This is a genomic window from Brevibacillus sp. FIR094, assembly GCF_050477165.1.
In the GTDB taxonomy this organism is placed as follows: Bacteria; Bacillota; Bacilli; order Brevibacillales; family Brevibacillaceae; genus Brevibacillus.
The window spans coordinates 20,173-43,870 of sequence record NZ_JBEAES010000042.1; the positions used below are offsets into that span (position 1 = coordinate 20,173).

Here is a 23,698-nt window from a genome sequence, read left to right on the forward strand (position 1 = left end):
AAATGGCGTCACAAAAAGGAGATCGTTTATCTGTGTTTTCTGTAGAAATCCTTCATGAAGAAATCGAACCGATCGATGAGAATTTGCAAAACCTGCTTGTCCGTTGTTTGGAAGCAGCGGCAAAGCTGGAAGACGTACAAGGAGAAGTCGTTGTAACGCTTGTGAACAACGAGCGCATCCACGAGCTGAATCGCGACTATCGAGGCGTTGATCGGCCTACGGATGTTCTGTCCTTTGCGATGAACGAGCCGGGTGAAGGGGAAATGGAAATCTTCATCGATGAGGATGAGGCCAGCGAGTTTCCGAATATGCTTGGAGATATCATCATCTCCGTGCCCAAAGCACATGAGCAGGCCGAAGACTATGGTCATTCATTCGAACGTGAACTCGGATTTCTCACGGTTCATGGTTTTCTTCACCTTCTGGGCTATGATCATGGGACGCCAGAAGAAGAGAAGGAAATGTTTTCACGTCAAGAAAAGGTGCTGGAAGAAATCGGCTTGACGAGGTAGGAGATTACGTTGAAGGAATGGCGACGATTGACTCGCAGCTTCGCCTACGCTCTGCAAGGAATTTCCTATACCGTACGGACACAGCGAAACATGCAAATCCACGTAGCCGCAGCCATTGTAGTGCTGGCGGCAGCGTGGTGGCTGCAGATACCCCGCAGCGATGTTTTGCTGGTCCTTTTTTCTATCGGTCTGGTCTTCTCCCTTGAGCTGGTAAATACCGCGATTGAAGCAGTCGTTGATTTGGCTTCCCCGGAATGGCACGCCAAGGCGAAGATTGCCAAAGATGTCGGAGCAGGAGCTGTGCTTGTGGCGGCTATCCTGACCATTCTCATTGGAGTCCTCGTATTTGGACAGCCACTGTTGCAAAAAGTATGGGGATAGTTTTTACTAGTAGGGAGAGAAGAAAATTTTTCATAGCCAAATGAGTTACCGGACGGGTCATTCTAGTTGACCTTTCAGTCTGGTTTCTTCGTGTCTCATTGGACACATTCTGTTGTGAAATGATGTTAAAGATCAATCATATGAGGAATGATGAAAATGGATAAACAAGCATTATTAGCACAAGCAATCGAAGCCAGAAAGCTCGCTTATGTACCGTACTCCAAGTTTCAGGTAGGAGCAGCTCTTTTAGCTGAGAGTGGCAAGGTTTATTTGGGAGGCAATATTGAAAATGCAGCGTACTCCCTGTGCAACTGCGCAGAACGTACGGCTCTTTTTAAAGCGTTCTCGGAAGGCGATCGGACTTACAAGGCACTAGCAGTCGCTGCCGATACGCCGCAAGCTGTATCACCGTGCGGAGCGTGCCGACAAGTCATGGCAGAGCTGTGCCCGCCGGACATGCCTGTATTTTTGACGAATCTCAAAGGCGACATTTTGGAAACGACAGTATCTGCCCTGCTGCCAGGCGCATTCACCAAGGAGGATTTACGTGGATAATCGCAAGACCAAGCAATCGTTTAAATCGGGCTTTGTTTCCATTGTGGGACGGCCAAATGTTGGAAAATCAACACTGTTGAATCATATTGTAGGACATAAAATCGCCATCATGTCGAATAAGCCGCAAACGACACGCAACAAAATTACGGCTGTTCATACGACAGAAGAAGGTCAGATCATTTTCTTGGATACACCTGGTATCCATAAGCCGCAGTCCAAACTCGGAAATTACATGGTTTCCGTTGCTGAAAATACATTGAACGAAGTAGACCTTGTTCTGTTTGTTGTCGACGCAACAGAGAAACGCGGAGCAGGGGACGACTACATCATCGAGCGTCTGAAGCAGGTCAAAACGCCAGTATTTTTGGTCATCAACAAAATTGACAAGGTGCACCCGGAAGCACTGCTGCCGATTATTGACGATTACCGCAAATTGTATGATTTCAAGCAGATCGTTCCAATCTCTGCGCTAGCAGGAAACAACACAGCTTCATTGCAGGAGGCTATTTTGGGCGAAATGGAAGAAGGCCCAATGTATTATCCTGCGGATCAGGTGACGGATCATCCTGAACGCTTTGTTGCAGCCGAGTTGATTCGGGAAAAAGTTCTGCATTTGACGAGAGAAGAAGTACCTCACTCCATCGCTGTCGTGATTGAAGAGATGAAACGAGGCGAAAATGGTAAAACGCTTTACATTTACGCGGCCATTTACGTAGAGCGGGATTCCCAGCGCGGTATTTTGATCGGACAAAAAGGTCAGATGCTCAAAGAAATCGGTCAACGTGCGCGCAAGGATATCGAGCGGCTGATGGGGGACCAAGTATTTTTGGAGCTATGGATCAAAGTGAAAAAGGATTGGCGTAACCAAGAGCGGATGCTGCGTAACTTCGGTTTCTACGACGAGCAATAATATTCCCATCGCGATGTGTTAATTTTTCCAAGGCATAGAATAACGGGCAAAGGTGATTCTAAGAAGGAAGTGGATAGACCCGATATAGGAAAGGATGATGCTCCATGCTTCGTGACTTTTCTTGGAGAGTTTTCGCTTCAACCGGTGACATCCATGCTTACCTTCTCTACCGTGATCACCATCAAACGGATGTTTCCAGCGAGGAAACCTCGTTTGATCTCGCCCAGGAAGAATTGGGTGACACGCAGGCATGCTTGTAAAGTGGGAAGGGATTGTCATTCGCAGTGTGGACTATGGTGAGTCCAGTAAAGTGGTGACATTGTTTACCCGGGAGAACGGCAAATTAGGCGTGATGGCCCGTGGTGCCAAAAAGACCAAAAGCCGCATTGCCGCCGTCTCCCAGTTGTTTTCGCATAGTTATTATCTATGCAAGGCAGGACCCGGTACGGGAATGCCTGATCTCTCTCAGGGAGATATGTTGGATTCGTTCCGGGATATGCGGCAAAGCCTGACTGCTACGGCTTATGCTGCATACATAGCAGAACTTTTGGATCGACTGACGCAGGAAAGGGAGCCGAATCCCTACTTGTTTCAGCTACTCCTTCATACGTTCCGCTATTTGGATGAAGGACGAGATGCTGAGATCCTCTGTCGTATTTTTGAGACCAAGATGCTAATTGTAGCGGGGATCTCCCCGCAGCTCACGGCGTGTGTAAACTGTGGCGAACAGCGCGAGCCCTATGCAATCAGTGTAGGACAGGGCGGCCTGTTGTGCCCAGTTTGCCAGCCTTCCGATCCGTATGCGATGGCAGTTACACCCTCTACCTGGAAGCTGCTACGGCTGTTCCAGGTATTTGATTTGGAGCGGCTTGGTGACATTGAAGTAAAACCGGCTACACGCAACCAGCTCAAGCATGTGCTGCGGAGTTTTATGGACGAGTATCTGGATATCAGGCTGAAAAGTCGAGCATTTCTGGAACAACTGGAGCGTATGGAAAGAATGACGCAATCCGATCAGGACTAATTGACATACGAATTTGTTTTCGTTATGATAAGTACCAAACTTGTATACCGAATGTTGCCATGAAGGAAAAGAGTAATCGGCCACTGGCTGTGAATAGCGAATCGGGGATAGTGGGAGCCCGGTCACCATGCTGATGAAGGGCGTTCTGGAGCAATTTGATTGTAAGGTGGGCGAAGAAGTCATTCGCCAAGTAGGGTGGAACCGCGAGAATCCTCTCGTCCCTACACTGTCGCATCAGGCAGTGTAGAGGCGGGAGTTTTTTTAGTTTTGACTTAAAGCCAAGTTCTAATAAGTTTTAGAGGAGGAAAAAGCATGAAAATGACATTTCAAGACATCATTTTGACGCTGCAAAACTTTTGGGCAAAGCAAAATTGTCTCATTGTCCAGCCGTATGACGTTGAAAAAGGGGCAGGTACGCTAAACCCAATGACCTTCCTTCGTTCCATTGGACCTGAGCCGTGGAATGTGGCATATGTAGAGCCTTCCCGTCGCCCGGCTGACGGACGCTATGGGGAAAACCCGAACCGTTTGTATCAGCATCACCAGTTCCAAGTCATCATGAAACCATCGCCAGACAACATTCAGGAGCTGTACCTGGAGAGCTTGCGCGAACTCGGAATCGAGCCACTAGAGCATGATATCCGATTTGTAGAGGACAACTGGGAGCACCCTGGTCTCGGCGCATGGGGCTTAGGCTGGGAAGTTTGGCTGGACGGAATGGAGATCACACAATTCACGTACTTCCAGCAAGTGGGCGGTCTGGAATGTAAACCAGTAGCAGTCGAGCTGACTTACGGACTGGAGCGTTTGGCTTCCTATATTCAGGAGAAAGAAAATGTGTTCGATCTGGAATGGTGCAACGGGTATACGTACGGAGATGTATTCTTGCAACCAGAATACGAGCATTCCAAATACACATTCGAGCTGTCTGATGTCGACATGCTGTTCTCTCTCTACAATACGTATGAGGCAGAAGCAAAGAGACTGATGGCGGAGCGACTGGTTTACCCAGCTTATGACTACGTACTGAAATGCTCGCACACCTTTAACTTGCTTGATGCGCGTGGAGCCATTAGTGTGACGGAGCGTACTGGCTACATCGCTCGTGTACGTAATCTGTCTCGTGAAGTAGCACAAACCTACTATAAAGAGCGTGAGCGCCTCGGTTTCCCGCTCTTGCAAAAAGGCAACGCAGACGCTGCCGATCAAGTGAATCAGGTGAAGGGAGAGGATACGAATGAGTAAGCGCGATCTACTTGTAGAGGTTGGTTTGGAAGAAATGCCTGCTCGTTTTGTCGCACAGGCAGCGGCACAATTCAAGGAAAAAGTAGAAAAGTGGCTGACTGCTGAGCGCGTGCCGTTTGATCAAATTACGGCATTGGAGACACCTCGTCGTTTTGCCCTGTTGATCAATGGATTGGCAGAAAAGCAGCCTGATCGCAATGATGAAGCGAAAGGCCCTGCACGCAAAATCGCACAAGATGAAGCGGGGAACTGGTCCAAGGCAGCACTCGGATTTGCACGAAGCAACAATGTTGAGCCTGACCAACTGTATTATAAAGAAGTAAACGGCATCGAGTATGTTCATGCTCGCAAATCTGAAGCAGGAAAACCAACTACCGAGCTGTTGCCGCAACTGGCTGAAGTGATCACCGGTATGAGCTTCCCTAAAAACATGCGCTGGGGCGCACGCGATTTGAAATACGTTCGTCCGATTCGTTGGCTGGTTGCTTTGTTTGGCGATGAATTGATCGATCTGGAGATTGCAAGCGTAAAAAGCGGACGCGTTTCTCGTGGACACCGCTTCTTGGGAACAGAGGTTACGTTGAATCACCCAAGCGAATACGTGAGCAAGCTGGCTCTGCAATATGTCATGGTGAATCCCGACGAGCGCAGAGCAGCCATTGTAGAACAGATTCATCGTTTGGAGAAGGAAAATGGCTGGACGATTCCAATGGACGAAGGACTTCTGGATGAGGTAGTCCATCTTGTAGAATATCCAACCGCTCTTTACGGTACGTTTGAGCAAGAATTCCTTTCCATTCCACGTGAGGTTTTGGTTACCTCCATGCGTGAGCACCAGCGTTATTTCCCTGTTGAAAACGCAGAGGGTCAATTGCTGAATCATTTTGTGACAGTACGTAACGGAGACAGCCGCGCTCTGGAAAACGTTGCGAAAGGGAATGAAAAAGTTCTTCGCGCACGCCTGTCTGATGCTCGTTTCTTCTACGTGGAAGACCAAAAGCTGTCCATTGAGAGCTGCCTGAAACGCTTGGAAACAATCGTTTACCATGAAGAGCTGGGAACAATCGGTGATAAAGTTCGTCGCGTACGCAAAACAGCTACGCAAATTGCAAGCAAGCTGGGTGTGAGTGCGGAAGAGACGAAACAAGTAGACCGCATTGCAGAAATCGCAAAATTTGACCTCGTTACCAACATGGTAGGTGAATTCCCTGAACTGCAAGGGATTATGGGTGAAGATTACGCGCGCAAAGCGGGTGAGTCCGACCTCGTCGCAAGTGGTGTATTCGAGCATTACCTCCCACGTTTTGCAGGGGACAAAATGCCTGCTTCTGCCCAAGGCGCAATAGCCAGCCTGGCTGACAAGATGGACACGATCGTAGGCTGCTTCTCGATCGGTATTGTGCCTACTGGCTCACAGGACCCGTATGGATTGCGCCGTATGGCAGCGGGGATCGTTGCGATTTTAGTGGAGCGCGACTGGCAAATTTCTCTTGCTGATCTGTGGAATGCTGCGCTGGAAGGCTATGTCGCACAAGGCGTAAACAAGAGAGCGGCAGAAGACGTGAAAAAAGACCTCGTAGACTTCTTCGCACTTCGTCTGAAAAACGCCTTGCAGGATCATGGCGTTCGCTACGATGTCATCGACGCTGTTCTTGCTGCAGACCTGACACTGGTTCCAGAGGTGCTGGCAAAAGCAAAAGCACTGATGGGAGCTGTACAAACAGAGGAATTCAAGCTGATTGTGGAGCAATTTAACCGGGTGAACAATCTGGCACAAAAAGCGGAAGCAGACCAAGTCAGCGAAGCTCTGTTCGCAGAAGATGTGGAACGTGCCTTGTATCAGGCATTCCAAGCTGTTCAGAAGGATGTAGAAGGTCTGAAGGATCAAGAGAAGGTGCTCGCAACCTTGTCAACCTTGCGCCAGCCGATCAATGCATTCTTTGATAAAGTAATGGTCATGGCAGAAGATCAGGTTGTTCGTGCGAATCGTCTGGGGCTTCTCTTGCAGCTTTCTCGTGTGCTTTATCGCTACGCAGACTTTTCCAAAGTGGTATTCGCTTAAACAAAATAAAAACCGGTGCCTTCGTCTGAAAATCAGGCGGGGGCACCTTTTTTCCGCGTGAAAGAAGGAATATCCCGTCGAATAGAGTAATACTAGGAAGAGGTAAAGACAGAACCGGGGTGATTGGTCATCGAGCTTACCAAACGACAAGAGCACATCTTACAGATAGTGAAGGATGACGGACCGATAACAGGAGAGCATATCGCGGAGCGACTGAATTTGACTCGCGCGACGCTACGCCCTGATTTATCCATCCTCACAATGTCAGGATATCTAGAAGCCAGACCTCGGGTCGGGTATTTTTATGCCGGCAGACCCGCAAGCTCAGTCATAAGTGAACGGCTTCACAAGCTTCTCGTCAATGACTACAAGGCGGTACCGATCGTGGTTTCCGAATCCGCCTCGGCTTACGACGCCATCGTTACCCTCTTTTTGGAGGATGTTGGCACGTTATTCGTCGTCAATCAAAAAGGATATTTGGCTGGCGTGATCTCACGAAAAGACCTCCTGCGGGCTTCTTTAGGCAATAAGACGTTGGAGGATGTGCCGGTCAGCATTATCATGTCTAGGATGCCGAATATCATTACATGTGCACCTGATGAGTCCTTGTACGCAGCCGCCAAAAAGCTGATTGATTTTCAGATCGATTCTCTGCCTGTCGTAAGGCCGAGTGAGGAAGATCCGAAGCACATGGAGCTGTTGGGGCGCGTCACCAAGACGACGATCGCGAAAGCATTTGTAGAATTGGGCAGCGAACCGAAAGTGTAGGAGGAGAAGCGATGCAGGGTAATCAGCGAGGACAGCTCATCTATGTAGTCTCAGACTCCATCGGCGAAACGGCCGAACTTGTCGTTCGCGCAGGAGCTAGTCAGTTTGATCGTTTTTTGTTTGATGTACAAAAGTATCCGTATATAGAAGACAAGGAATCGATTGACGAAATTATTGCTTCCGCAAAAGAATCGCGGGCAATGATCGTGTTCACTCTGGTCATTCCGGAGCTGAATGCGTATATTACACAACAAGCTGCTCTTCACGGAATTCCAGCTCTTGATGTCATGGGGCCTCTGATGAATACATTGCAGGGCATGTTGAAAGAGCCACCAACAGGAAAACCGGGCTTGGTTCGCCGGCTGGATGAAGAGTATTTCCGCAAAGTAGACGCCATCGAGTTTGCCGTCAAATACGACGACGGTCGGGACCCACGCGGCCTGTTGCGCGCAGATGTGGTTTTGATTGGCGTTTCGCGTACTTCCAAGACGCCTCTTTCCATGTATTTGGCTAACAAGCGACTTAAGGTTGCCAATGTTCCGCTTGTCCCGGAGGTAGAGCCACCAGAAGAATTGTTCCAACTGCCAATAGAACGTTGTATTGGGCTTACCATCAATCCGGAGCAACTGAACGGCATTCGGACAGAACGTCTGAAGGCACTAGGGTTGACTTCACAAGCAAATTACGCCAATCTCGAACGGATTGCCGAAGAACTGGCTTATTCCAAGCGCATTATTGAGCGCCTTGGATGTACCGTTATCGATGTATCCAACAAGGCAGTGGAAGAAACGGCAAACATCATTTTGGAGATGATTAGAAAAAACAATCTCCGTAATGAAAGGAAATAGGCCGAAAGAAGGATTTTGACGTTTTTTGTAGAAAATCAATTAGCCGAGGTACTTTTATACGTGAGTTTCTCAGCGTTTATTGCACTTAGAAATGTGGAAAAGTAATAAAAGAAGAAAAGAAGTTTGATGCAAAGAAGGAAATTGACGAATTTTGACGAACTAAATATTCTCACGTGCGATTCTCCTAATAAAGGTGGAAAGACATGACTGGTCCCACTTCAGATGAATTTGTAAATCAAGTGCGTGCCGCTGTCGACATCGTAGACGTTGTAGGAGAGTACGTTCAACTGAGAAAAAGCGGTCGTGCCTTTCTCGGTCTATGTCCGTTTCACTCTGAAAAGAGCCCTTCCTTCAATGTAAATGCAGAGCGACAGTTTTTTCATTGCTTTGGCTGTGGAGCAGGTGGGGATATCTTTTCCTTTTTAATGAAACTGGAGCAATTGACTTTTCCAGAGGCACTGCACAAATTGGCGGAGCGTGCCGGGATAGCTGTGCCCCAGCCGCAGCAAGTAGAGGAATCACCTGAAAAACGGATGAAACATGCGATGCAGGAAGCGCATACGTTCGTTTCACGCCTCTACCACTACGTGCTTACGAAAACCCCTTATGGCGCAGAAGCGATGAAGTATCTCGCAAAGCGCGGAATGTCTGAGGCGACAATAGCCGAATATCAAATCGGATTTGCTCCGGATTCCTGGGATTTCGTAACGCAGCAGTTGACAAAGCGGGGATTTTCACAGGAATTGATGGTGGAAGCAGGGCTTTTGGCCAGAAGCGATGCAGGAAAAATCTTTGATCGCTTTCGAGGTCGTATCATGTTTCCGATCCAGGATTCTCAAGGTAACTTCATCGGATTTGGTGGACGCTTACTGCAAGGATCGAAGCCCAATTCCAACCAGAAGTCTCAACCCAAGTATCTGAATAGCCCGGAAAGCCTTTTGTTCAACAAAAGCGCTACGCTGTTTAATCTTCATCGTGCGCGCCCCATTATTAGAAAGAGAAAAGAGGCGCTGTTGTTTGAAGGATATGTCGATGTCATATCGGCATGGCAGGCGGGTTTTATGCAAGGCATTGCCACTTTGGGAACAGCCTTGACGGAGCAGCAGGCCAGAATTCTTCGTCGTAATACAGAGTCAGTCGTACTCTGTTATGACGGAGATGCTGCAGGACAAGAAGCAACGAGCAAAGCGATTCACGTTTTGCAGCAAGCCGGTTTGATCGTTCGAGTTGCTCCACTTCCACAAGGAGTGGACCCGGATGATTACATCCGCCAGCATGGGGCTGAAGCATTTTCCCAGCAGGTATTGTTACAGGCGATGCCAATTACGGCTTTCCGTCTGAAACATTTACGCAGTCAGTTCGTAATAAAAGATGAGACGGACAAAGCTCGCTTAATCGCGAAGGCGGTCGAAATCATCAACGAGCTCAACAGCCCGGTGGAACGGGACATGTATCAACGGCAATTGGCAGAAGAATACTCCCTTACTCTCGGTGATCTCAAATGGGAGTCCAAACGCGCGTACAATCAGCAAAAAAGTGAGCGCCAAAGGGATAAAGTGACGCCAGCATGGAATAATAGTATAAATAATGGCAAAGTTACGCTCGCGAAAACACTGCCACCCGCTTATCACACGGCTGAGCGCATGCTGCTTTACTACATGATGCGGAACGAAGAAATAGCTGCCCGCGTCCAACAGGAATGCAGCGCCCACTTTCAGGTGGATGAACACGATGCGCTGGCTGCCTACCTGTACGCCTACTATGCAGAGGGAAACCCGGAAGACCCTGGAAAGTTTATACATTACGTGCAAGACGATTTGTTAAAGCAATTAGCCTCGGGATTGGCCATGATGGAGTGCAACAACGATGTATCTGAATTAGAGATCGGTGACTACATCAAACAAGTGAATAACTACCCGAAGCGTGCCGAGTTGGAACGATTGCGCGATGAGCAGCGGAGCTTACACCTCCAAGCGGCCGCAGCGGACAGCGAGGATGCGCGCAAACAACTTGAACTTCAAGCAGCCGTTACAGGGATGAAGATTCTTGAATTGGAAAATGCTTTAAAAGAAGGGTAGCTTCAGATCATTCCCGGGGAAGGAGGGAAAGTAGATGAACAAGCAAAATATCACTTCCGACATGGAAGCAACGTCCATCGAACAAGTGAAGGAACAGCTGGTCGAATTAGGTAAGAAACGCGGCGCACTGTCGTATAAGGAGATTACTGCTCGCCTGGCAGGTTTCGAACAGGATTCTGATCAAATGGATGAGTTTTTTGAATATCTTGGTGATCAAGGCATTGAGATTAACAACAATGAGAATGAAGATGATGACGATGAAGTCGATCAGATGATCATCAAGGACGAGGACAACGAAGAATTCGATTATGACGATCTCTCCGTTCCGCCTGGAATCAAGATCAATGACCCTGTACGGATGTATCTGAAGGAAATTGGTCGAGTTCCTCTGCTCTCCGCAGAAGAGGAGATTAAACTGGCACAGCGAATTGAACAAGGTGATGAGGAAGCCAAAAGACGTCTGGCTGAGGCGAACTTGCGATTGGTTGTATCGATTGCGAAGCGTTATGTAGGACGCGGCATGTTATTCCTTGACTTGATTCAAGAAGGGAACATGGGTCTGATTAAAGCGGTGGAAAAGTTTGACTATCGCAAAGGCTACAAGTTCAGTACGTATGCGACCTGGTGGATTCGCCAAGCGATTACCCGTGCGATTGCAGACCAGGCTAGAACGATCCGTATTCCGGTTCATATGGTGGAAACGATCAATAAATTAATCCGCGTTTCCCGTCAGCTTCTGCAAGAGCTAGGTCGTGAACCTATGCCAGAAGAAATCGCTGAAAAAATGGATCTCACTCCGGAAAAAGTTCGGGAAATCATGAAGATTGCTCAAGAACCAGTATCCCTCGAGACTCCAATTGGGGAAGAAGACGATTCCCACTTAGGTGATTTCATTGAGGATCAGGATGCATTGGAGCCATCTGATGCAGCTGCTTATGAACTTTTGAAAGAACAGTTGGAAGACGTTTTGGATACATTAACAGACCGGGAAGAAAACGTACTGCGTCTGCGTTTTGGATTAGATGACGGTCGTACTCGGACGTTAGAAGAAGTAGGGAAAGTGTTTGGCGTAACCCGTGAACGGATTCGTCAGATCGAAGCAAAAGCGCTTCGCAAATTGCGTCATCCGAGTAGAAGTAAACGCTTAAAAGATTTCTTGGAATAACCGATATAAGAAGTATGTGGCCTACGTTAGCCGACGTAGGCTTTTCTTATTCATGAAAGTAAACACTTTTTGTCTTAGTTAGGAGGGGCCGCGTTGGACGACCAGCGCAAGCGCACGATCATCGCCGAAATTGAAAACTGGCGGCGCAACCATTTACTGCCTGAACATTACTGCATCTTCTTGTTAAATCTGTATACAGAAGGGGATCGGCCAAATACACCGGCGTCCGCAGGCGGGAATGAGCGAATGGGAACGGCACCGGGTGTGCTGTCAGGAAAAGTCAATTCAACATCATCTGTCACAAATACATATGCACCTAGAACTGTCTCTCCAGTGACGGGGAAAATGGTAGTGGCATGGCTCCTTGGTGCCTTTGTCATTGCTGGTTTGATCTTACTTGCTTTTCATTTTAACCGTTTTCAAACCCCAATGCAAATTACCATCTTTGCCTGTTTCGCTCTTGTTTTCTATATTCTGGGACTCGTTTATCGAAGGTCAGCCCCGCCATTAACGCATTTATTCCTGGCTTTGTCATTCTTGATCTTGATCGCAGGAGGCGTTTATTGCATCCAAAAATTGGATGGTAGCATGCCGTTTGTCCTGTTCTATCTAGGCTTCGTTTGCCTGTTACTGTGCATCAGCGCAATTGTTTTCGGCTACGCTTATTTGCTCTATGCAGGGTTACTGGGTTTGGCCATCTTGTATGGCATTACAACCGTTCATCGGGTAGGGATGGACTATACATGGTGGACATCGGAGTTGTACTGGGTACCGCTTGCGTGCTTGCTCACAGGTATGGGCTTCTTGATGAATAAGGCCAATGGAAAATGGGCGGGAGTATTTGCTGTATGTGGACTTGCCTTTTTCTTTGGTGCAGAGATACAGGCTCTGTATATTCCAGAAGCGAAGCGGGATATGATTCAATTACTGTTGTTCATTAAGGTGTTCATCGCGTCAACTTTGTTCTTCTTCACGCGAGGATATTGGTATGCGTGGTTGCGACTGTAAGACTCTGGGTGACTTCTCGTTTTCCTCTTCCTACTTATCTGTTACAATTTCAGAAGAGAAAAAACGGGGTGAATAGATGAACAACAAGTGGAAAGTCTTAATCGGTATTTTGCTGGCGGCTATTTTTCTGGGTGGAGAAACTGTAGCCAAGTTTATGGGTGTAAATACATACAGTCTCGGATTCATAGCAGCCTCTGTATCTTTTTTGGGAGCGATTTTATTAGGAGCACGCCGATCATAGGCGTGTTTTTTTTCGAAGAAATTACCACATGAATCCAAATCGTAGTGTATAATGGTAAGAGTATTCTGAACAAACGCTCAGTCAAAATTGTGTGTTTCTTTCTGGTTCTTTACTAAAGCGTTTTCAAGGGGGCGACGATTATGAACTTCGATTTGACTTCAGAACAGCAAATGTTGAAAAAAATGATACGTGAATTTGCTGATGAGGTAGTGGCACCAGGAGCAGATGAACGCGATAAAACCAAACAATTTCCTGTCGAAATATTCAAGCAGATGAGCGAACTGAACTTGATGGGTCTCCCTTTCTCTGAAAAATACGGGGGGGCGGGAGCTGATTCCACGAGTTTTGCGATCGTAGTAGAAGAGCTTAGTCGTGTATGCGGCTCTACAGGGATCACCTATTCGGCGCATATTTCGTTAGGTGGCGCACCGTTGGCTTTGTTTGGAACGGAAGAGCAGAAGGTGAACTATTTAAGCAAAATCTGTTCGGGCGAAAGCTTTGGTGCGTTTGGCTTGACAGAACCGAATGCAGGGTCTGACGCGGGTGGTACGAGGACGAATGCGGTCTTGGCTGATGGAGAGTGGACAATTAACGGTTCCAAATGCTTCATTACCAATGCCTCCTATGCTTCGTTTCTCGCCTTGACAGCTGTAACCGACAAAGAGCAGGGCTCACGCGGTATTACTGCATTTATCGTTCCGACAGATGCACCTGGTTTTCAAGTGCTGGCGAACTATGAAAAGCTCGGCTTACACAGCTCCAATACGACCGAGCTCGTTCTTGAAAATGTCCGGGTGCCAGAGGAAGACGTCCTTGGGAAAAGGGGCGAAGGCTTCAAGCAGTTCCTCATAACACTTGATGGTGGGCGAATCGGAATCGGCGCTATGGCAGTAGGAATTGCACAGGCTGCCTACGACAAAGCGCTGCAATACTCCAAGCAGCGTACGGCATTTGGTAATTCCTTAAGTCATTTTCAAGCGATCCAGCACAAGCTGGCGGATATGGCGATGCAAATAGAGCTGGCGAGAACGATGGTGTATAAAGCAGCTTGGCTGAAGGATCATGGTCGCAAATTTACGAAAGAAGCAGCAATGGCAAAATTGTATGCTTCAGAGATTGCCATGTCTGCTACTCATCAGGCCATTCAGATTCACGGTGGCTATGGGTATATGCGGGAGTATCAGGTGGAACGATTTTTCCGCGATGCCCGGCTGTTAGAGATCGGCGAGGGGACTTCAGAGATTTTACGTAATGTCATCGCAAGAGAAATCGGGTGCTAGCCTTTCCGTGTTTACAATGAAAGAGCATGACTGCCAGCGAAAACTGACAGCCATGGCTCTTTTTTTGTTTCTTATTTTTTTATTGATCGCCAGGTTGCACAGTTGGGAATCCAAATCCACTAGCGATATCGTCACCTACAGCAGCGTTTGAGCCACCTTTGATGTCATTTCCTGTCGCACGTTTTTGCAATTCTACGCGAACATCTTGATTGCTCCAAGATGGATTGGATGCCCAGATTTTTGCAGCCAAACCTGAAATGTGTGGTGTTGCCATGGAGGTTCCGCTAATGGAGTTATAGCCTCCGTTATTCCATGTAGACTGAATAGCGCGTCCTGGTGCTGATACTTCCACATCGCGCTCTTGAATCACGTAGTCTCCCGCTTGCCCGCTCTTGCCACGAGAAGAGAAGTCAGCCACACGGTAGGTACCGTTTTGTTGAACATTCTCTAACGCTGCTACGGCTACTGCATCCACTAATGCCCCAGGGTAGCCAATGCTATTCACTGTCGGTCCAGAGTTACCGGCTGCAGCGACGACTAATACACCGTTTTGGTTTGCATACTGAATGGCACTTTCCATAAGGGTACTCTTTCTGCTGGAGCCAAGGGACATAGAGACGATCGTTTTCACGCCTAATTGAGCGGATTGGTCAGCAGCGTAACGAATTGCATAGGCAATGTCATCCTCATAGCCGGAGCCTGAGTCATCCAATACTTTATATGCCCATAGCTTTGCTTCTGGTGCTACACCATAAACACCTGCGCCACTGCCGCCGTCAGCGAGAACAGTTCCAGCGACGTGTGTTCCATGACCATGCGCATCATTGCAAGCACCGGTAACAACAGGAGAAGCTTGCGTGAAATCGTTGCACTGCTCTGCATTAGCGGTTAGGTCCGGGTGCTGCGTAAACACGCCAGTATCAAGGACTGCAACACGAACATCTGTACCTCCAGTCGTAGCAGAGAGGGACTGGTTCTTATAGATCGCTTTAATTCCCCACGGAACGACTGCCGCAGGAGAGAACTCTGGCTCGCTTGCTTGATCTTCTTCTATATATTCAGCGATCTTTAATTTTTTCAACACGGTAATTTTTACATTGGGATCGCTTTTCAGCTGGTTAAGTTGATCACTATTTACATCGAGGGAGAAGCCTTCTTCACCAAAATCATGGCGTACGTCCAATGGTTCAGCAAAATAACCAGTTCTCACATCTGAATCTGACTGAATCAATACACGTGCAGTACCAAGTTCACTGAATTCACTGGTTGAATCATTACTAGCTGCCCCCACACCTGTGAAGACACTCATCACTAGCGCCGAAGAGAGTAAACCCATTGCCCACCACTTGCCGGTTCTTTTTTTCAAACTGTTCTCCTCCTTGAAAGATATTTAGTCTGTGTAGTTCATGATGTGCATGGCGTTAATATACATATCTGTAAAAAATTTGTAAATATTTATTTATTAAAATAAAGTTCATAATTTGGTAAAAATTAAGTTAAATTACATAAATTAACAAAAATATCGGCATGTTTAAAAACTTTCCTTGTTATTCCGAACATTACATCCAACAGAATGGCCTACCTGTAAGCCTCCCGACTACTTCCCAAGCCTCCCCCTTAGTTGCCTTGTCCCTACTGGGTGCAACAGTGAGGATTTTGTCGTTCTTTGCTGATCATCTGTTAGGGAATTAGCATTTCGCAATTGCTGCCAAATAGGGTAGAATAGAGGCAACGGAAGGTGAATATACAGATGACATCAGTATCAATATCCAAGCGGCTACAAACGATTGCCCGCTATTGTCCAGAAGGAGCCCGCGTCGCCGACATCGGGTCGGATCATGCGTTGTTGGCTTCTTATTTGCTTGTAAAAGGAATTGCTTCTTTCGTGATCGCAGGTGAATTGAATGAAGGGCCTTTTCAAGCGGCACAAAAACAAATACATACATTGCAGGTAAAAGATCGCGCTTCGGTGCGTAAAGGAAACGGACTCGCTGTATTACAGCCTGGCGAAGCAGATGTGATCTGCATTGCGGGGATGGGCGGTCAATTGATCGTTTCTATTTTGGAAGCAGGGAAAGACAAACTGGAAGGTGTGCAACGCCTGATTCTGCAACCAAACGTAGGGGAAGAAGCGGTTCGCCTGTGGATGATAGAGAATGGTTGGCAGTTAATCGCGGAGTCCATTTTGCAGGAGGACGGCGTGATTTATGAGATTCTCGTCGCAGAACGAGGCAATCCTACTTTGCTTTACGAGGGCAAAGATCGTACACAACAAGAGCTCCTGCGCATTGGTCCATTTCTTTGGGTGGAAAAATCAGAGGTTTTACAAGAGAAGTGGCTGAACGAGCAAGAAAAATGGCAAAAGGTCATCGTTCAATTAAAGCGTTCGGACAAGCCGGAAACAGCTGAACGAATTAAAGAAATCGAAGCAGAAGTAAAATGGATCGATGAGGTGATTGCATGCTTGCGCACGGACAAACCGTAATCCAGTATGTAGAACGTCTGGCGCCAAAATCGTTGGCGATGGAAGGCGACAAGATTGGCCTTCATGTAGGCACCTTGCAAAAAAAGGTGAAAAAAGTAATGATCGCCCTAGACGTGCTGGAATCTGTGGTGGATGAAGCAATTGCAGAGGGTGTAGACCTAATCGTGGCTCACCATGCCGTCATTTATCGACCACTCAAACACCTCCGGACGGATCTCGCCGCAGGACGCGTGTTCGAAAAGCTGATCAAGCACGACATTGCTGTATACACAGCCCATACCAATTTGGATGTTGCGTATGGGGGAATGAACGATTGGCTTGCAGAAGCCGTTGGACTCACTGACGTAGATGTACTGGATGTTCTTTCACGAGAAGCTTGGAAAAAGCTCGTTGTATTCGTACCCGCTACCCATAAGGAAGCAGTATTTTCCGCTCTTGCTGAAGCGGGTGCAGGGCATGTTGGCAACTATAGCCACTGTTCTTTTCAGACAGAAGGGACTGGAACCTTTTTACCAGGAGAAGGAACGAATCCCCATATCGGTTCGACAGGCCGATTGGAAAAAGCAGAGGAAGTTCGCATCGAGATGATTGTTCCTGCTTCTAGGCAATCGGCTGTGGTCAAAGCAATGCTTGCTGCCCATCCCTACGAAGAAGTCGCCTATGACATTATTCCTTTGGAGCAGTCCGGTACTGCATACGGAATTGGACGTATCGGCACTCTGCCTGCACCACTGACGCTGCGTGAGTTTGCTTTGCTCGTCAAAGAACGCTTTTCCCTCCAGGGTCTTCGCGTAGTTGGTGACTTGGATGCGACAGTCAAGAAAGTAGCGGTAGTAGGTGGAGACGGTAGCTCTTTTGTTTCCAAAGCCATTTTTAAAGGCGCGGATGTTTATTTAACCGGAGACATTGGGTATCACACCGCACACGATGCACAAGCAGAAGGCTTGTCGATCGTAGATGCTGGTCACAATATCGAAAAAATCATGAAGGAAAAGCTGGCGACCATCTTGCTTGAACAATTGCAGGCAAATGGTTACGAAACAGAGGTTATTCCTTCGCGCGTGCACACAGATCCGTTCCAGTTTGTATAAGACGTAGCAGGATCAACCTTTGGTTGCCTGCCAGATGAAGTGTAGGAGGATATTATGTGCAAAAACTAATCCGGACGATTTCTTGTGGATTATTAACGTTAAGCTTACTCACCCCCGGCGTCGCATCAGCGGCTGGGGGCTTATTGCCATACAATGACATCAACAAGCACTGGGCGCGAAACGCAATCATTCAAGGTGTGCAGATCGGCTTGTTTGAGGCTGGTCCAAATGTTCCCAAGTTTTACCCAAATCGTGACATGACACGTGCGGAATTTCTCGTCATGATCGATCGTCTTTATTACGGTGGGCAGTATCATATCTATCCGCTTACTTTCTTATCCGAGCATTCGGAGTGGGCGCGAGCAGAAGGTTTTCAGGAACCGTATTTGCCGTATAAAGATGTTGATCGCCTGACCTGGATGTACAAACCAACGATGCGCATTTCCACAATCTTGGATAGACTGTACGGCCCTAATGCGATTCAGTACATTTTTCCTGGTGAGATGATGAAGCCGAATCAGCCGATCACCAACGAAGAAGCTGCCAAGATATTGCAAATGTTCACGATGTCTCCAGATAGTAAAAATGCTTGGGAAGAAGTGCGTTCCTGGGGATGGCTAGAGGGAGAAAAAACGGATCGGGTGAAGCGGGGAGATGCTGCAGTCGCAGCTGATCGCATGGTGAATTATTTCCTTCAGGATGGAATCATGCCTCTGTTGGATTATGATGGGAAAAAGTTCCCGATGGTCCCGGATATCGAAGAGGTATTGCCGTTATTTGCAACCTATACAGATCCCAAAACAACAGAAGAACAGATTTATGTAGATGCGGCTGCCGCTATTCGCAGTAGAAATGATAGTGAGGAGACATTTGAACAGTTACGCAAGCTGGCCGATTCCTCTTTTCCTAATCAAGTTGGTGTTCACTATTTATTGAGCTGGAATCCTGAAACACCGATTGAAACCAATTTGGAGGAAGCTTTTCTATCTATCGACGCTTACTTCGAAGACAAAATCATTCTCCCGGATACACTGGGGCTATTGAGTGCCAATGTGTATGATATTGCCTTGCAGCTAGGGAACAAGGACCAAAGCCAATACAAAAAAGCGCTCGACCGACTCAGTGCTTATGAGCAAAAAGTGAAGCGGGATTCCAAAGAATGGGAATCGCTCGCCATGTATTTGGGGGCACTGGAAATCAGGAGTGGTCAGGTAGACCTAGCGTTGGCACGTTTCCAGCGATTTGCCGACAGGAGCCCAGAGGCATTGTTGAATACTTCCTATTATTATTTACAGGAAGGACGTATGCAGGAAGCAGAAGCAGCTCTTGCTGGGATGAAACCGAAAGCGTCAGACAGCAGAATGAATCAGCTGCATAAAATGTTGCGTCAAGAATTTGCCTCTTTAAAAGATCAGCCAGCTATTATTTCTGATTTGGGATACTCGTTGCGCCAGTTGGACAATGCCGACACCTACCAAGTGAAGGGTGAAGCGGTATTGAGTGGATTGACGTTCTCATACACGCAGGATATTAACAAGGAAAAACAAATAAGCAGAATATCCGGCTTCTATCAATCTCCGCAAAAACTAATATCAGACAAGCTGCTCTCCTACACAGACGGGAAAACAAATATACAATACTCGTACGATACGGATCGGCAGGCATGGGACAAGAATAGAACGGACAAAGTTGACTTTTTGCACGAGTGGGTTGGTGCTGTTAAGGTGGTCGATCGTGCCAAGGAGCTTCATGCTCGTTACTACAAGCAATCTTACGGGAAGTACGATGTCATTACGGAGTGGATTCCAGGCTCTATGCTGGTAGAGAAATCAAACAAGGTTACGCTCGGACAAGGAAAAGTGAAAGACGTTCCCTTGTTCATGAACAAGTATTATATTGATCGGGCTAGCGACCAAATTGTTAAACATACGTGGCGTTATGAAGAAATTTATGAGGGCGACGGATATGTAGCCTATTCGGGTACCGACAATTACGACTTTACAAGCAATGTAGAATTCTCGATACCTGATGATGTTCGAAAAGGGGTGGCGCCATGAAGCGGATTAGTCAATGGGCAGTAGCAATTGTCCTGTTATTCACAACTGTTCTTCCCGTGCAAGCGGCAGAGTATCCGTACGAAGAAACAGAAGAAGTGTTCCTGCACGTCATGGAAAGCCACTTGAGCAAGCCGGCAGCCAAACAATTGGTAAAAGGGGCACTAGAGGTGGTCAGCCAGCAGGCCAAACAGAAAAAACAGCTTCAGTTCGAGTTTTCAGAAGAAGATGACACGTGGGACGAGTTGGAATTGAGGCTTGCAGAATGGCAGAAGAAAGGCGGTTTTGATACGCCAACGATGAACATTTGGGCGATTGATGGAATGCTCTCCACGCTCGATGACCCGCACAGCGTATTTTTTACCCAAGATGAATTGCGTCTGTTCCAATCTGACGTTGAAAATCAATTCGTTGGATTTGGCTTTCGTCTGCGGCTGCAAAATGATCATATTATCATCCGGGAAATCGTTCCGAATTCTCCAGCAGCAGCATCTCCCTTGCAACGAGGCGATCAATTGATCAAAGTTAATGAGACCTCGTTGGTTGGAAAGACTTTTGAAGAAGCGTATGCGTATTTGAAGGGCAACGAAGGGACTGAAGCCGTTCTTACTGTGTATCGTCCATCCGACAAACGGGAGCACCAGGTGAAGCTGAAGCGTGCCTTCATGACCTTGCCGGAAGCGGAAGGACAGATGTTTACGAAAGGCGCGATTGGCTATATCAGCCTTGAAACATTCGGATCAGATGGAGCCATCCAGGTAAGGGATAAGCTTGCAGAACTTTCCCGTGTGCAAAAACCATTGTCCGGATTGGTGTTAGACCTGCGGGATAATGGCGGGGGATACTTGTCCACAGCGCGGGACATCGCTAGCCTCTTTATGGAAGAAGGCTTGCTAATGTACACCACGAATCGCAATGGGGTAGAGGTAGAGACGTGGGTACGAAATGGGCAGGATATCGGTATTCCAGTGCGAATTTTGGTAAACGGCGGTACAGCTTCTGCATCTGAGCTGTTGTCAGGTGCCCTGCGTGATCATGGCATCGCCAAACTTGTGGGTACCAAAACATTTGGAAAAGGGAGTGCCCAACAAGTTATTCCGTTGTCGGACGGTGACGCACTCAAGCTTACACTGAATGAATATTTTACTCCTAAGCATACCGTGGTAAATCACGTAGGGCTTCAACCGGATATGGTTGTGGAGGATTATGGAGCACAAGTAGTAGAAGCTCTCCATTCCTTGAAGGTCAATACGTGGGAACTGAGTGACGCAGAAGGCGACACAGTCATCAATGGAATCCCTTTCCCGACAGTCGACCCTCTCTTTAAACAAACGCCTCAAGGGCTGCAAATCCGAGCTGCTGTACTTTCGCATTTACTGGGTGATCCGTCCATTGGCGAAAAAGATTATGTGGTACTTACTCCGTATTTGAAGAAGTACCCTGCACTCATACTGCAAACGAAAAATGGTATCAACACCCTCACATTTACTTCGTGAGCAAGATCCCCTGTCGCTTTTGGCGAGCAGGGGCTTTTTCTTTTTCAGGCGTATACTCGGTAATGGAAAATCGAACACTATCAGGTGCGACTATGACTACTACGACAAGAAGGGTGGCAGCCGAATGAAAAAGGTCATACTTTTCCTGATCGACTCCATGATGCCTGATGTTCTGGAGCGATGCATTGCTGCCAATAAAGCACCGGCACTTCGGTTTTTCATGGAGCATAGCCAGTACATACCAGATTGTGTGACTGTTTTCCCTACCATGACGGCTTCGATAGATTGTTCCCTCATTACGGGAGTTTACCCCGATCAGCACAAAGTACCGGGGTTAGTTTGGTATGATGCAGAGCAAAAAAAGATGGTGAATTATATTAATGGGGCCGCTTCTATCCGAAAAATAGGCCTTTCGAGCTGTGCCGGAAATGTTCTTTTTGACTTGAATGAACGTCATCTTAGCAAGGATGTCAAAACCATTCATGAGGTACTAGAAGAAAACAATCTCGTATCGGGTTCCATCAATGTTATTGCCCATCGCGGACATAAGCAACATAAAGTGAAAATGCCGACCTTACTTGATACAATCACATCTTTTTCCCTGCGAGAAAAGGTGAGTGGTCCAACGATCATGAGCATGGGGACTCTGGTCCGTCCTGCACTGTTTCGTTCTGTCCCATGGGATTTCGCCCAATCCGCTTTAGAAGGCTTCGGGATTAATGATGCCTATGCAATCGATGTCATGATTGAAGTGATACGTAGTGGTCAGCAGCCGCATTTTACGCTGGTCTATCTGCCAGAGAATGATCATAAGCTCCACAATTCCCCGGAGGATGCCGTACAGCACTTGGCGGATGTGGACAAGCAATTGGCTCGTTTACTGGATAGTTTTGTATCATGGGAGCAAATGCTGGAGAGAAACGTATGCATTTTGATTAGTGATCATGGGCAAACCGTTATCGGTGCAAGTGAAGACCACAATATTCCGCTGAATCATCTCCTGGCGAATTTTTCGATCTATGCGCTTGGTACTGACGTGACACCAGAAGTGGAAGTGGTCATTTGTAATAATGAGCGTATGACTTTTTTGTATCCAGTGAATGGCACAGATCAACTTTCTATTGTAGAAGCGGTTAGTGTGGAAGAAAGAATTGATTTGATTGCTTGGAAGGAGGGGGGGAAGGTAAAGGTGCGTCGGGGCGGAACACAACAGGAAATGTGTTTTTGGCGCAATGGGGAGTATCAAGATGCGTACGGTTCTTCTTGGTCCGTTGAAGGGGACGTTTCCGTGCTCGATGTGCAATATGATGGAGAGTGTCTTTCTTTTGATACATACCCGGATGCTTTTTCTCGACTATACGGGTCGCTGTTCTCGCAGACCGTTGACGTGGTAGTCGTTACTGCTGCCAAGAGCTATGAATTTTTATCGGAATGTGCACCCACGCATTTAGGTGGAGGAAGTCACGGCTCACTTCATAAGCAAGATTCGCTGATTCCGTTAGTGATTGCAGGTGCTTCGGAGATGTTCCCTCTCCCAGCAAGGCTGGTTGATGTCAAAGATTTTATTCTTCGAGAGCTGGGGATTCCGTCAGTCTCAAATCGGCAATGACCGGGACATGATCGGACCAATTGACAGGTAGCAGCTCGTAGTGCTCAATATTCCAGTGATGAGAAGCAAAAATATAGTCCAGACGTCGGCGGAAGGCTGGAAGTGTTGGACTTTTTTCCTGACCTGAGACAAGAGCACAGTCCATCAGATGTGGAGTAAAAGACACATTACTCGCGTTGAAATCCCCCATTAGGAGTAATGGGGCTTTTGCGTGTTGCTGTATCAATGTCGACATGAGCTGCAGCTGGGCCAATCTGCTTACTTGATTTAAGCTACAGTGTGTAACGCAAAGCGTAATCGAACGACCGTACCCTTGAAAGGATGCATACAGGAGGGTCCGTTGCTCTTTTCTGGCGGGCAAAACGATGGCGTCGACATTTTCAAGCGCGTACTTCGATAACAGTGCATTGCCGTAATATCCATCTCCTATCGCAATGGAAGGGGAGAAGGCTAGGTGATACTGTAATTGATCGGCGATGTAGCTCGCTTGATACCCATACTTCCCGTTTTGGTGGACTTCCTGAAGACCGATGATGTCTGGTTGCAAGTTCTTTAAAGTCAGAGTCATTTCGTTCAAACGTTTTCGCCACCAGAGGTCACGGCCGCTATGAATGTTGTAGCTGACTACACGCACCCTCGTTCACTTCCTTTGCTAGACGTCATTTTTTAAACTTATTTAGTTTTCCCTATTGCATTAGGTTTTAGTCTATGCTATATTAAAAAACGTCGCCTCTGCTTGAGGCACAGATGGAATAAAATGCTCCTTGAAAACCGGAATAGAATTAATCTGTGAAAATAAGCTTGTGTTTTACTTGAAGTCAGATTCATCTTCAAACTTTATTGGAGAGTTTGATCCTGGCTCAGGACGAACGCTGGCGGCGTGCCT

Annotated in this window: 22 protein-coding genes; 20 read left to right on the plus strand and 2 right to left on the minus strand. The window is 47.3% G+C overall.

Going from position 1 to position 23,698, the window contains the following annotated elements; all coding sequences use genetic code 11:
* Nucleotides 1-2: 2 nt before the first annotated feature.
* The 15 genes from ybeY (at nt 3) to ACQ5DJ_RS26130 (ending at nt 14,077) form a co-directional block, all read left to right on the plus strand.
* A complete protein-coding gene (ybeY, locus tag ACQ5DJ_RS26060; RefSeq protein WP_429844975.1) occupies nt 3-512 on the plus strand; it encodes an rRNA maturation RNase YbeY in 510 nt (169 codons plus the stop codon).
* A gap of 9 nt (nt 513-521) precedes the next feature.
* Complete coding sequence (locus ACQ5DJ_RS26065; protein ID WP_429844976.1) at nt 522-893, plus strand: diacylglycerol kinase family protein; 372 nt, start codon at nt 522-524, stop codon at nt 891-893.
* 156 nt (nt 894-1,049) lie between these two features.
* Nucleotides 1,050-1,448, plus strand: a complete 399-nt coding sequence (locus tag ACQ5DJ_RS26070) for a cytidine deaminase (RefSeq protein ID WP_144616572.1) — start codon at nt 1,050-1,052, stop codon at nt 1,446-1,448.
* Nucleotides 1,441-2,358 carry a GTPase Era gene (gene era, locus ACQ5DJ_RS26075; RefSeq protein ID WP_429844977.1) on the plus strand — a complete coding sequence of 306 codons (918 nt, stop codon included), beginning with the start codon at nt 1,441-1,443 and terminating at the stop codon, nt 2,356-2,358. The genes ACQ5DJ_RS26070 and era overlap by 8 nt, the downstream gene beginning before the upstream one ends.
* Nucleotides 2,359-2,462: 104 nt before the next feature.
* Nucleotides 2,463-2,618, plus strand: coding sequence for a YqzL family protein (locus tag ACQ5DJ_RS26080; RefSeq protein WP_012685773.1), 156 nt, complete (start codon nt 2,463-2,465; stop codon nt 2,616-2,618).
* Entirely contained in the window at nt 2,609-3,382 is a 774-nt protein-coding gene (gene recO / locus ACQ5DJ_RS26085; protein WP_429844978.1) for a DNA repair protein RecO, read from the plus strand. The genes ACQ5DJ_RS26080 and recO overlap by 10 nt, the downstream gene beginning before the upstream one ends.
* A gap of 318 nt (nt 3,383-3,700) precedes the next feature.
* A complete protein-coding gene (gene glyQ, locus ACQ5DJ_RS26090) occupies nt 3,701-4,627 on the plus strand; it encodes a glycine--tRNA ligase subunit alpha (RefSeq protein ID WP_012685775.1) in 927 nt (308 codons plus the stop codon).
* The gene (glyS, locus tag ACQ5DJ_RS26095; protein ID WP_429844979.1) at nt 4,620-6,689 is read left to right on the plus strand and encodes a glycine--tRNA ligase subunit beta; all 2,070 of its coding nucleotides are present in this window, start codon (nt 4,620-4,622) and stop codon (nt 6,687-6,689) included. The genes glyQ and glyS overlap by 8 nt, the downstream gene beginning before the upstream one ends.
* A gap of 123 nt (nt 6,690-6,812) precedes the next feature.
* Complete coding sequence (locus ACQ5DJ_RS26100; protein WP_429844980.1) at nt 6,813-7,457, plus strand: helix-turn-helix transcriptional regulator; 645 nt, start codon at nt 6,813-6,815, stop codon at nt 7,455-7,457.
* An 11-nt stretch (nt 7,458-7,468) separates the two neighbouring features.
* Entirely contained in the window at nt 7,469-8,305 is an 837-nt protein-coding gene (locus ACQ5DJ_RS26105; RefSeq protein WP_429844981.1) for a pyruvate, water dikinase regulatory protein, read from the plus strand.
* A 203-nt stretch (nt 8,306-8,508) separates the two neighbouring features.
* The gene (gene dnaG / locus ACQ5DJ_RS26110) at nt 8,509-10,383 is read left to right on the plus strand and encodes a DNA primase (protein ID WP_429844982.1); all 1,875 of its coding nucleotides are present in this window, start codon (nt 8,509-8,511) and stop codon (nt 10,381-10,383) included.
* A 34-nt stretch (nt 10,384-10,417) separates the two neighbouring features.
* Nucleotides 10,418-11,548 (plus strand): RNA polymerase sigma factor RpoD, encoded by a 1,131-nt coding sequence (gene rpoD, locus ACQ5DJ_RS26115; protein WP_007727582.1) that lies wholly within the window; start codon nt 10,418-10,420, stop codon nt 11,546-11,548.
* Nucleotides 11,549-11,641: 93 nt separating this feature from the next.
* Nucleotides 11,642-12,556 (plus strand): hypothetical protein, encoded by a 915-nt coding sequence (locus ACQ5DJ_RS26120; protein WP_429844983.1) that lies wholly within the window; start codon nt 11,642-11,644, stop codon nt 12,554-12,556.
* Between the two features lie 76 nt (nt 12,557-12,632).
* A complete protein-coding gene (locus ACQ5DJ_RS26125) occupies nt 12,633-12,797 on the plus strand; it encodes a hypothetical protein (RefSeq protein WP_017247756.1) in 165 nt (54 codons plus the stop codon).
* A gap of 140 nt (nt 12,798-12,937) precedes the next feature.
* Nucleotides 12,938-14,077, plus strand: a complete 1,140-nt coding sequence (locus ACQ5DJ_RS26130) for an acyl-CoA dehydrogenase family protein (protein WP_429844984.1) — start codon at nt 12,938-12,940, stop codon at nt 14,075-14,077.
* Nucleotides 14,078-14,156: 79 nt separating this feature from the next.
* Here the strand turns inward: ACQ5DJ_RS26130 and ACQ5DJ_RS26135 are convergent, their stop codons facing one another.
* The gene (locus ACQ5DJ_RS26135; RefSeq protein ID WP_429844985.1) at nt 14,157-15,443 is read right to left on the minus strand and encodes a S8 family peptidase; all 1,287 of its coding nucleotides are present in this window, start codon (nt 15,441-15,443) and stop codon (nt 14,157-14,159) included.
* Between the two features lie 384 nt (nt 15,444-15,827).
* Between ACQ5DJ_RS26135 and ACQ5DJ_RS26140 the strand changes: the two genes are divergently transcribed.
* The 5 genes from ACQ5DJ_RS26140 to ACQ5DJ_RS26160 all read left to right on the plus strand — a co-directional run bounded on the left by ACQ5DJ_RS26140 (nt 15,828) and on the right by ACQ5DJ_RS26160 (nt 22,812).
* Nucleotides 15,828-16,562 (plus strand): tRNA (adenine(22)-N(1))-methyltransferase, encoded by a 735-nt coding sequence (locus ACQ5DJ_RS26140; RefSeq protein WP_429844986.1) that lies wholly within the window; start codon nt 15,828-15,830, stop codon nt 16,560-16,562.
* On the plus strand, nt 16,538-17,653 hold the full coding sequence (locus ACQ5DJ_RS26145; RefSeq protein WP_429844987.1) for a Nif3-like dinuclear metal center hexameric protein: 1,116 nt from the start codon (nt 16,538-16,540) through the stop codon (nt 17,651-17,653). The genes ACQ5DJ_RS26140 and ACQ5DJ_RS26145 overlap by 25 nt, the downstream gene beginning before the upstream one ends.
* Nucleotides 17,654-17,709: 56 nt before the next feature.
* Nucleotides 17,710-19,710 (plus strand): tetratricopeptide repeat protein, encoded by a 2,001-nt coding sequence (locus ACQ5DJ_RS26150; RefSeq protein ID WP_429844988.1) that lies wholly within the window; start codon nt 17,710-17,712, stop codon nt 19,708-19,710.
* Nucleotides 19,707-21,203, plus strand: coding sequence for a S41 family peptidase (locus tag ACQ5DJ_RS26155; protein WP_429844989.1), 1,497 nt, complete (start codon nt 19,707-19,709; stop codon nt 21,201-21,203). Before ACQ5DJ_RS26150 ends, ACQ5DJ_RS26155 begins: the two co-directional genes overlap by 4 nt.
* A gap of 124 nt (nt 21,204-21,327) precedes the next feature.
* Nucleotides 21,328-22,812, plus strand: a complete 1,485-nt coding sequence (locus tag ACQ5DJ_RS26160; protein WP_429844990.1) for an alkaline phosphatase family protein — start codon at nt 21,328-21,330, stop codon at nt 22,810-22,812.
* Here the strand turns inward: ACQ5DJ_RS26160 and ACQ5DJ_RS26165 are convergent.
* Nucleotides 22,766-23,446, minus strand: a complete 681-nt coding sequence (locus ACQ5DJ_RS26165; protein WP_429844991.1) for an endonuclease/exonuclease/phosphatase family protein — start codon at nt 23,444-23,446, stop codon at nt 22,766-22,768. The genes ACQ5DJ_RS26160 and ACQ5DJ_RS26165 overlap by 47 nt on opposite strands.
* Between the last annotated feature and the right edge of the window lie 252 nt (nt 23,447-23,698).

Coding starts and splice junctions, on each gene's coding strand:
- ACQ5DJ_RS26160 (WP_429844990.1), top strand. CDS start 21,328: ATGAAAAAGGTCATACTTTTCCTGATCGACTCCATGATGCCTGATGTT.
- ACQ5DJ_RS26145 (WP_429844987.1), top strand. CDS start 16,538: ATGCTTGCGCACGGACAAACCGTAATCCAGTATGTAGAACGTCTGGCG.
- ACQ5DJ_RS26105 (WP_429844981.1), top strand. CDS start 7,469: ATGCAGGGTAATCAGCGAGGACAGCTCATCTATGTAGTCTCAGACTCC.
- ACQ5DJ_RS26130 (WP_429844984.1), top strand. CDS start 12,938: ATGAACTTCGATTTGACTTCAGAACAGCAAATGTTGAAAAAAATGATA.
- glyQ (WP_012685775.1), top strand. CDS start 3,701: ATGACATTTCAAGACATCATTTTGACGCTGCAAAACTTTTGGGCAAAG.
- ACQ5DJ_RS26125 (WP_017247756.1), top strand. CDS start 12,633: ATGAACAACAAGTGGAAAGTCTTAATCGGTATTTTGCTGGCGGCTATT.
- ACQ5DJ_RS26140 (WP_429844986.1), top strand. CDS start 15,828: ATGACATCAGTATCAATATCCAAGCGGCTACAAACGATTGCCCGCTAT.
- rpoD (WP_007727582.1), top strand. CDS start 10,418: ATGAACAAGCAAAATATCACTTCCGACATGGAAGCAACGTCCATCGAA.
- ACQ5DJ_RS26155 (WP_429844989.1), top strand. CDS start 19,707: ATGAAGCGGATTAGTCAATGGGCAGTAGCAATTGTCCTGTTATTCACA.
- ybeY (WP_429844975.1), top strand. CDS start 3: ATGGCGTCACAAAAAGGAGATCGTTTATCTGTGTTTTCTGTAGAAATC.
- recO (WP_429844978.1), top strand. CDS start 2,609: ATGCTTGTAAAGTGGGAAGGGATTGTCATTCGCAGTGTGGACTATGGT.
- dnaG (WP_429844982.1), top strand. CDS start 8,509: ATGACTGGTCCCACTTCAGATGAATTTGTAAATCAAGTGCGTGCCGCT.
- ACQ5DJ_RS26070 (WP_144616572.1), top strand. CDS start 1,050: ATGGATAAACAAGCATTATTAGCACAAGCAATCGAAGCCAGAAAGCTC.
- glyS (WP_429844979.1), top strand. CDS start 4,620: ATGAGTAAGCGCGATCTACTTGTAGAGGTTGGTTTGGAAGAAATGCCT.
- ACQ5DJ_RS26080 (WP_012685773.1), top strand. CDS start 2,463: ATGCTTCGTGACTTTTCTTGGAGAGTTTTCGCTTCAACCGGTGACATC.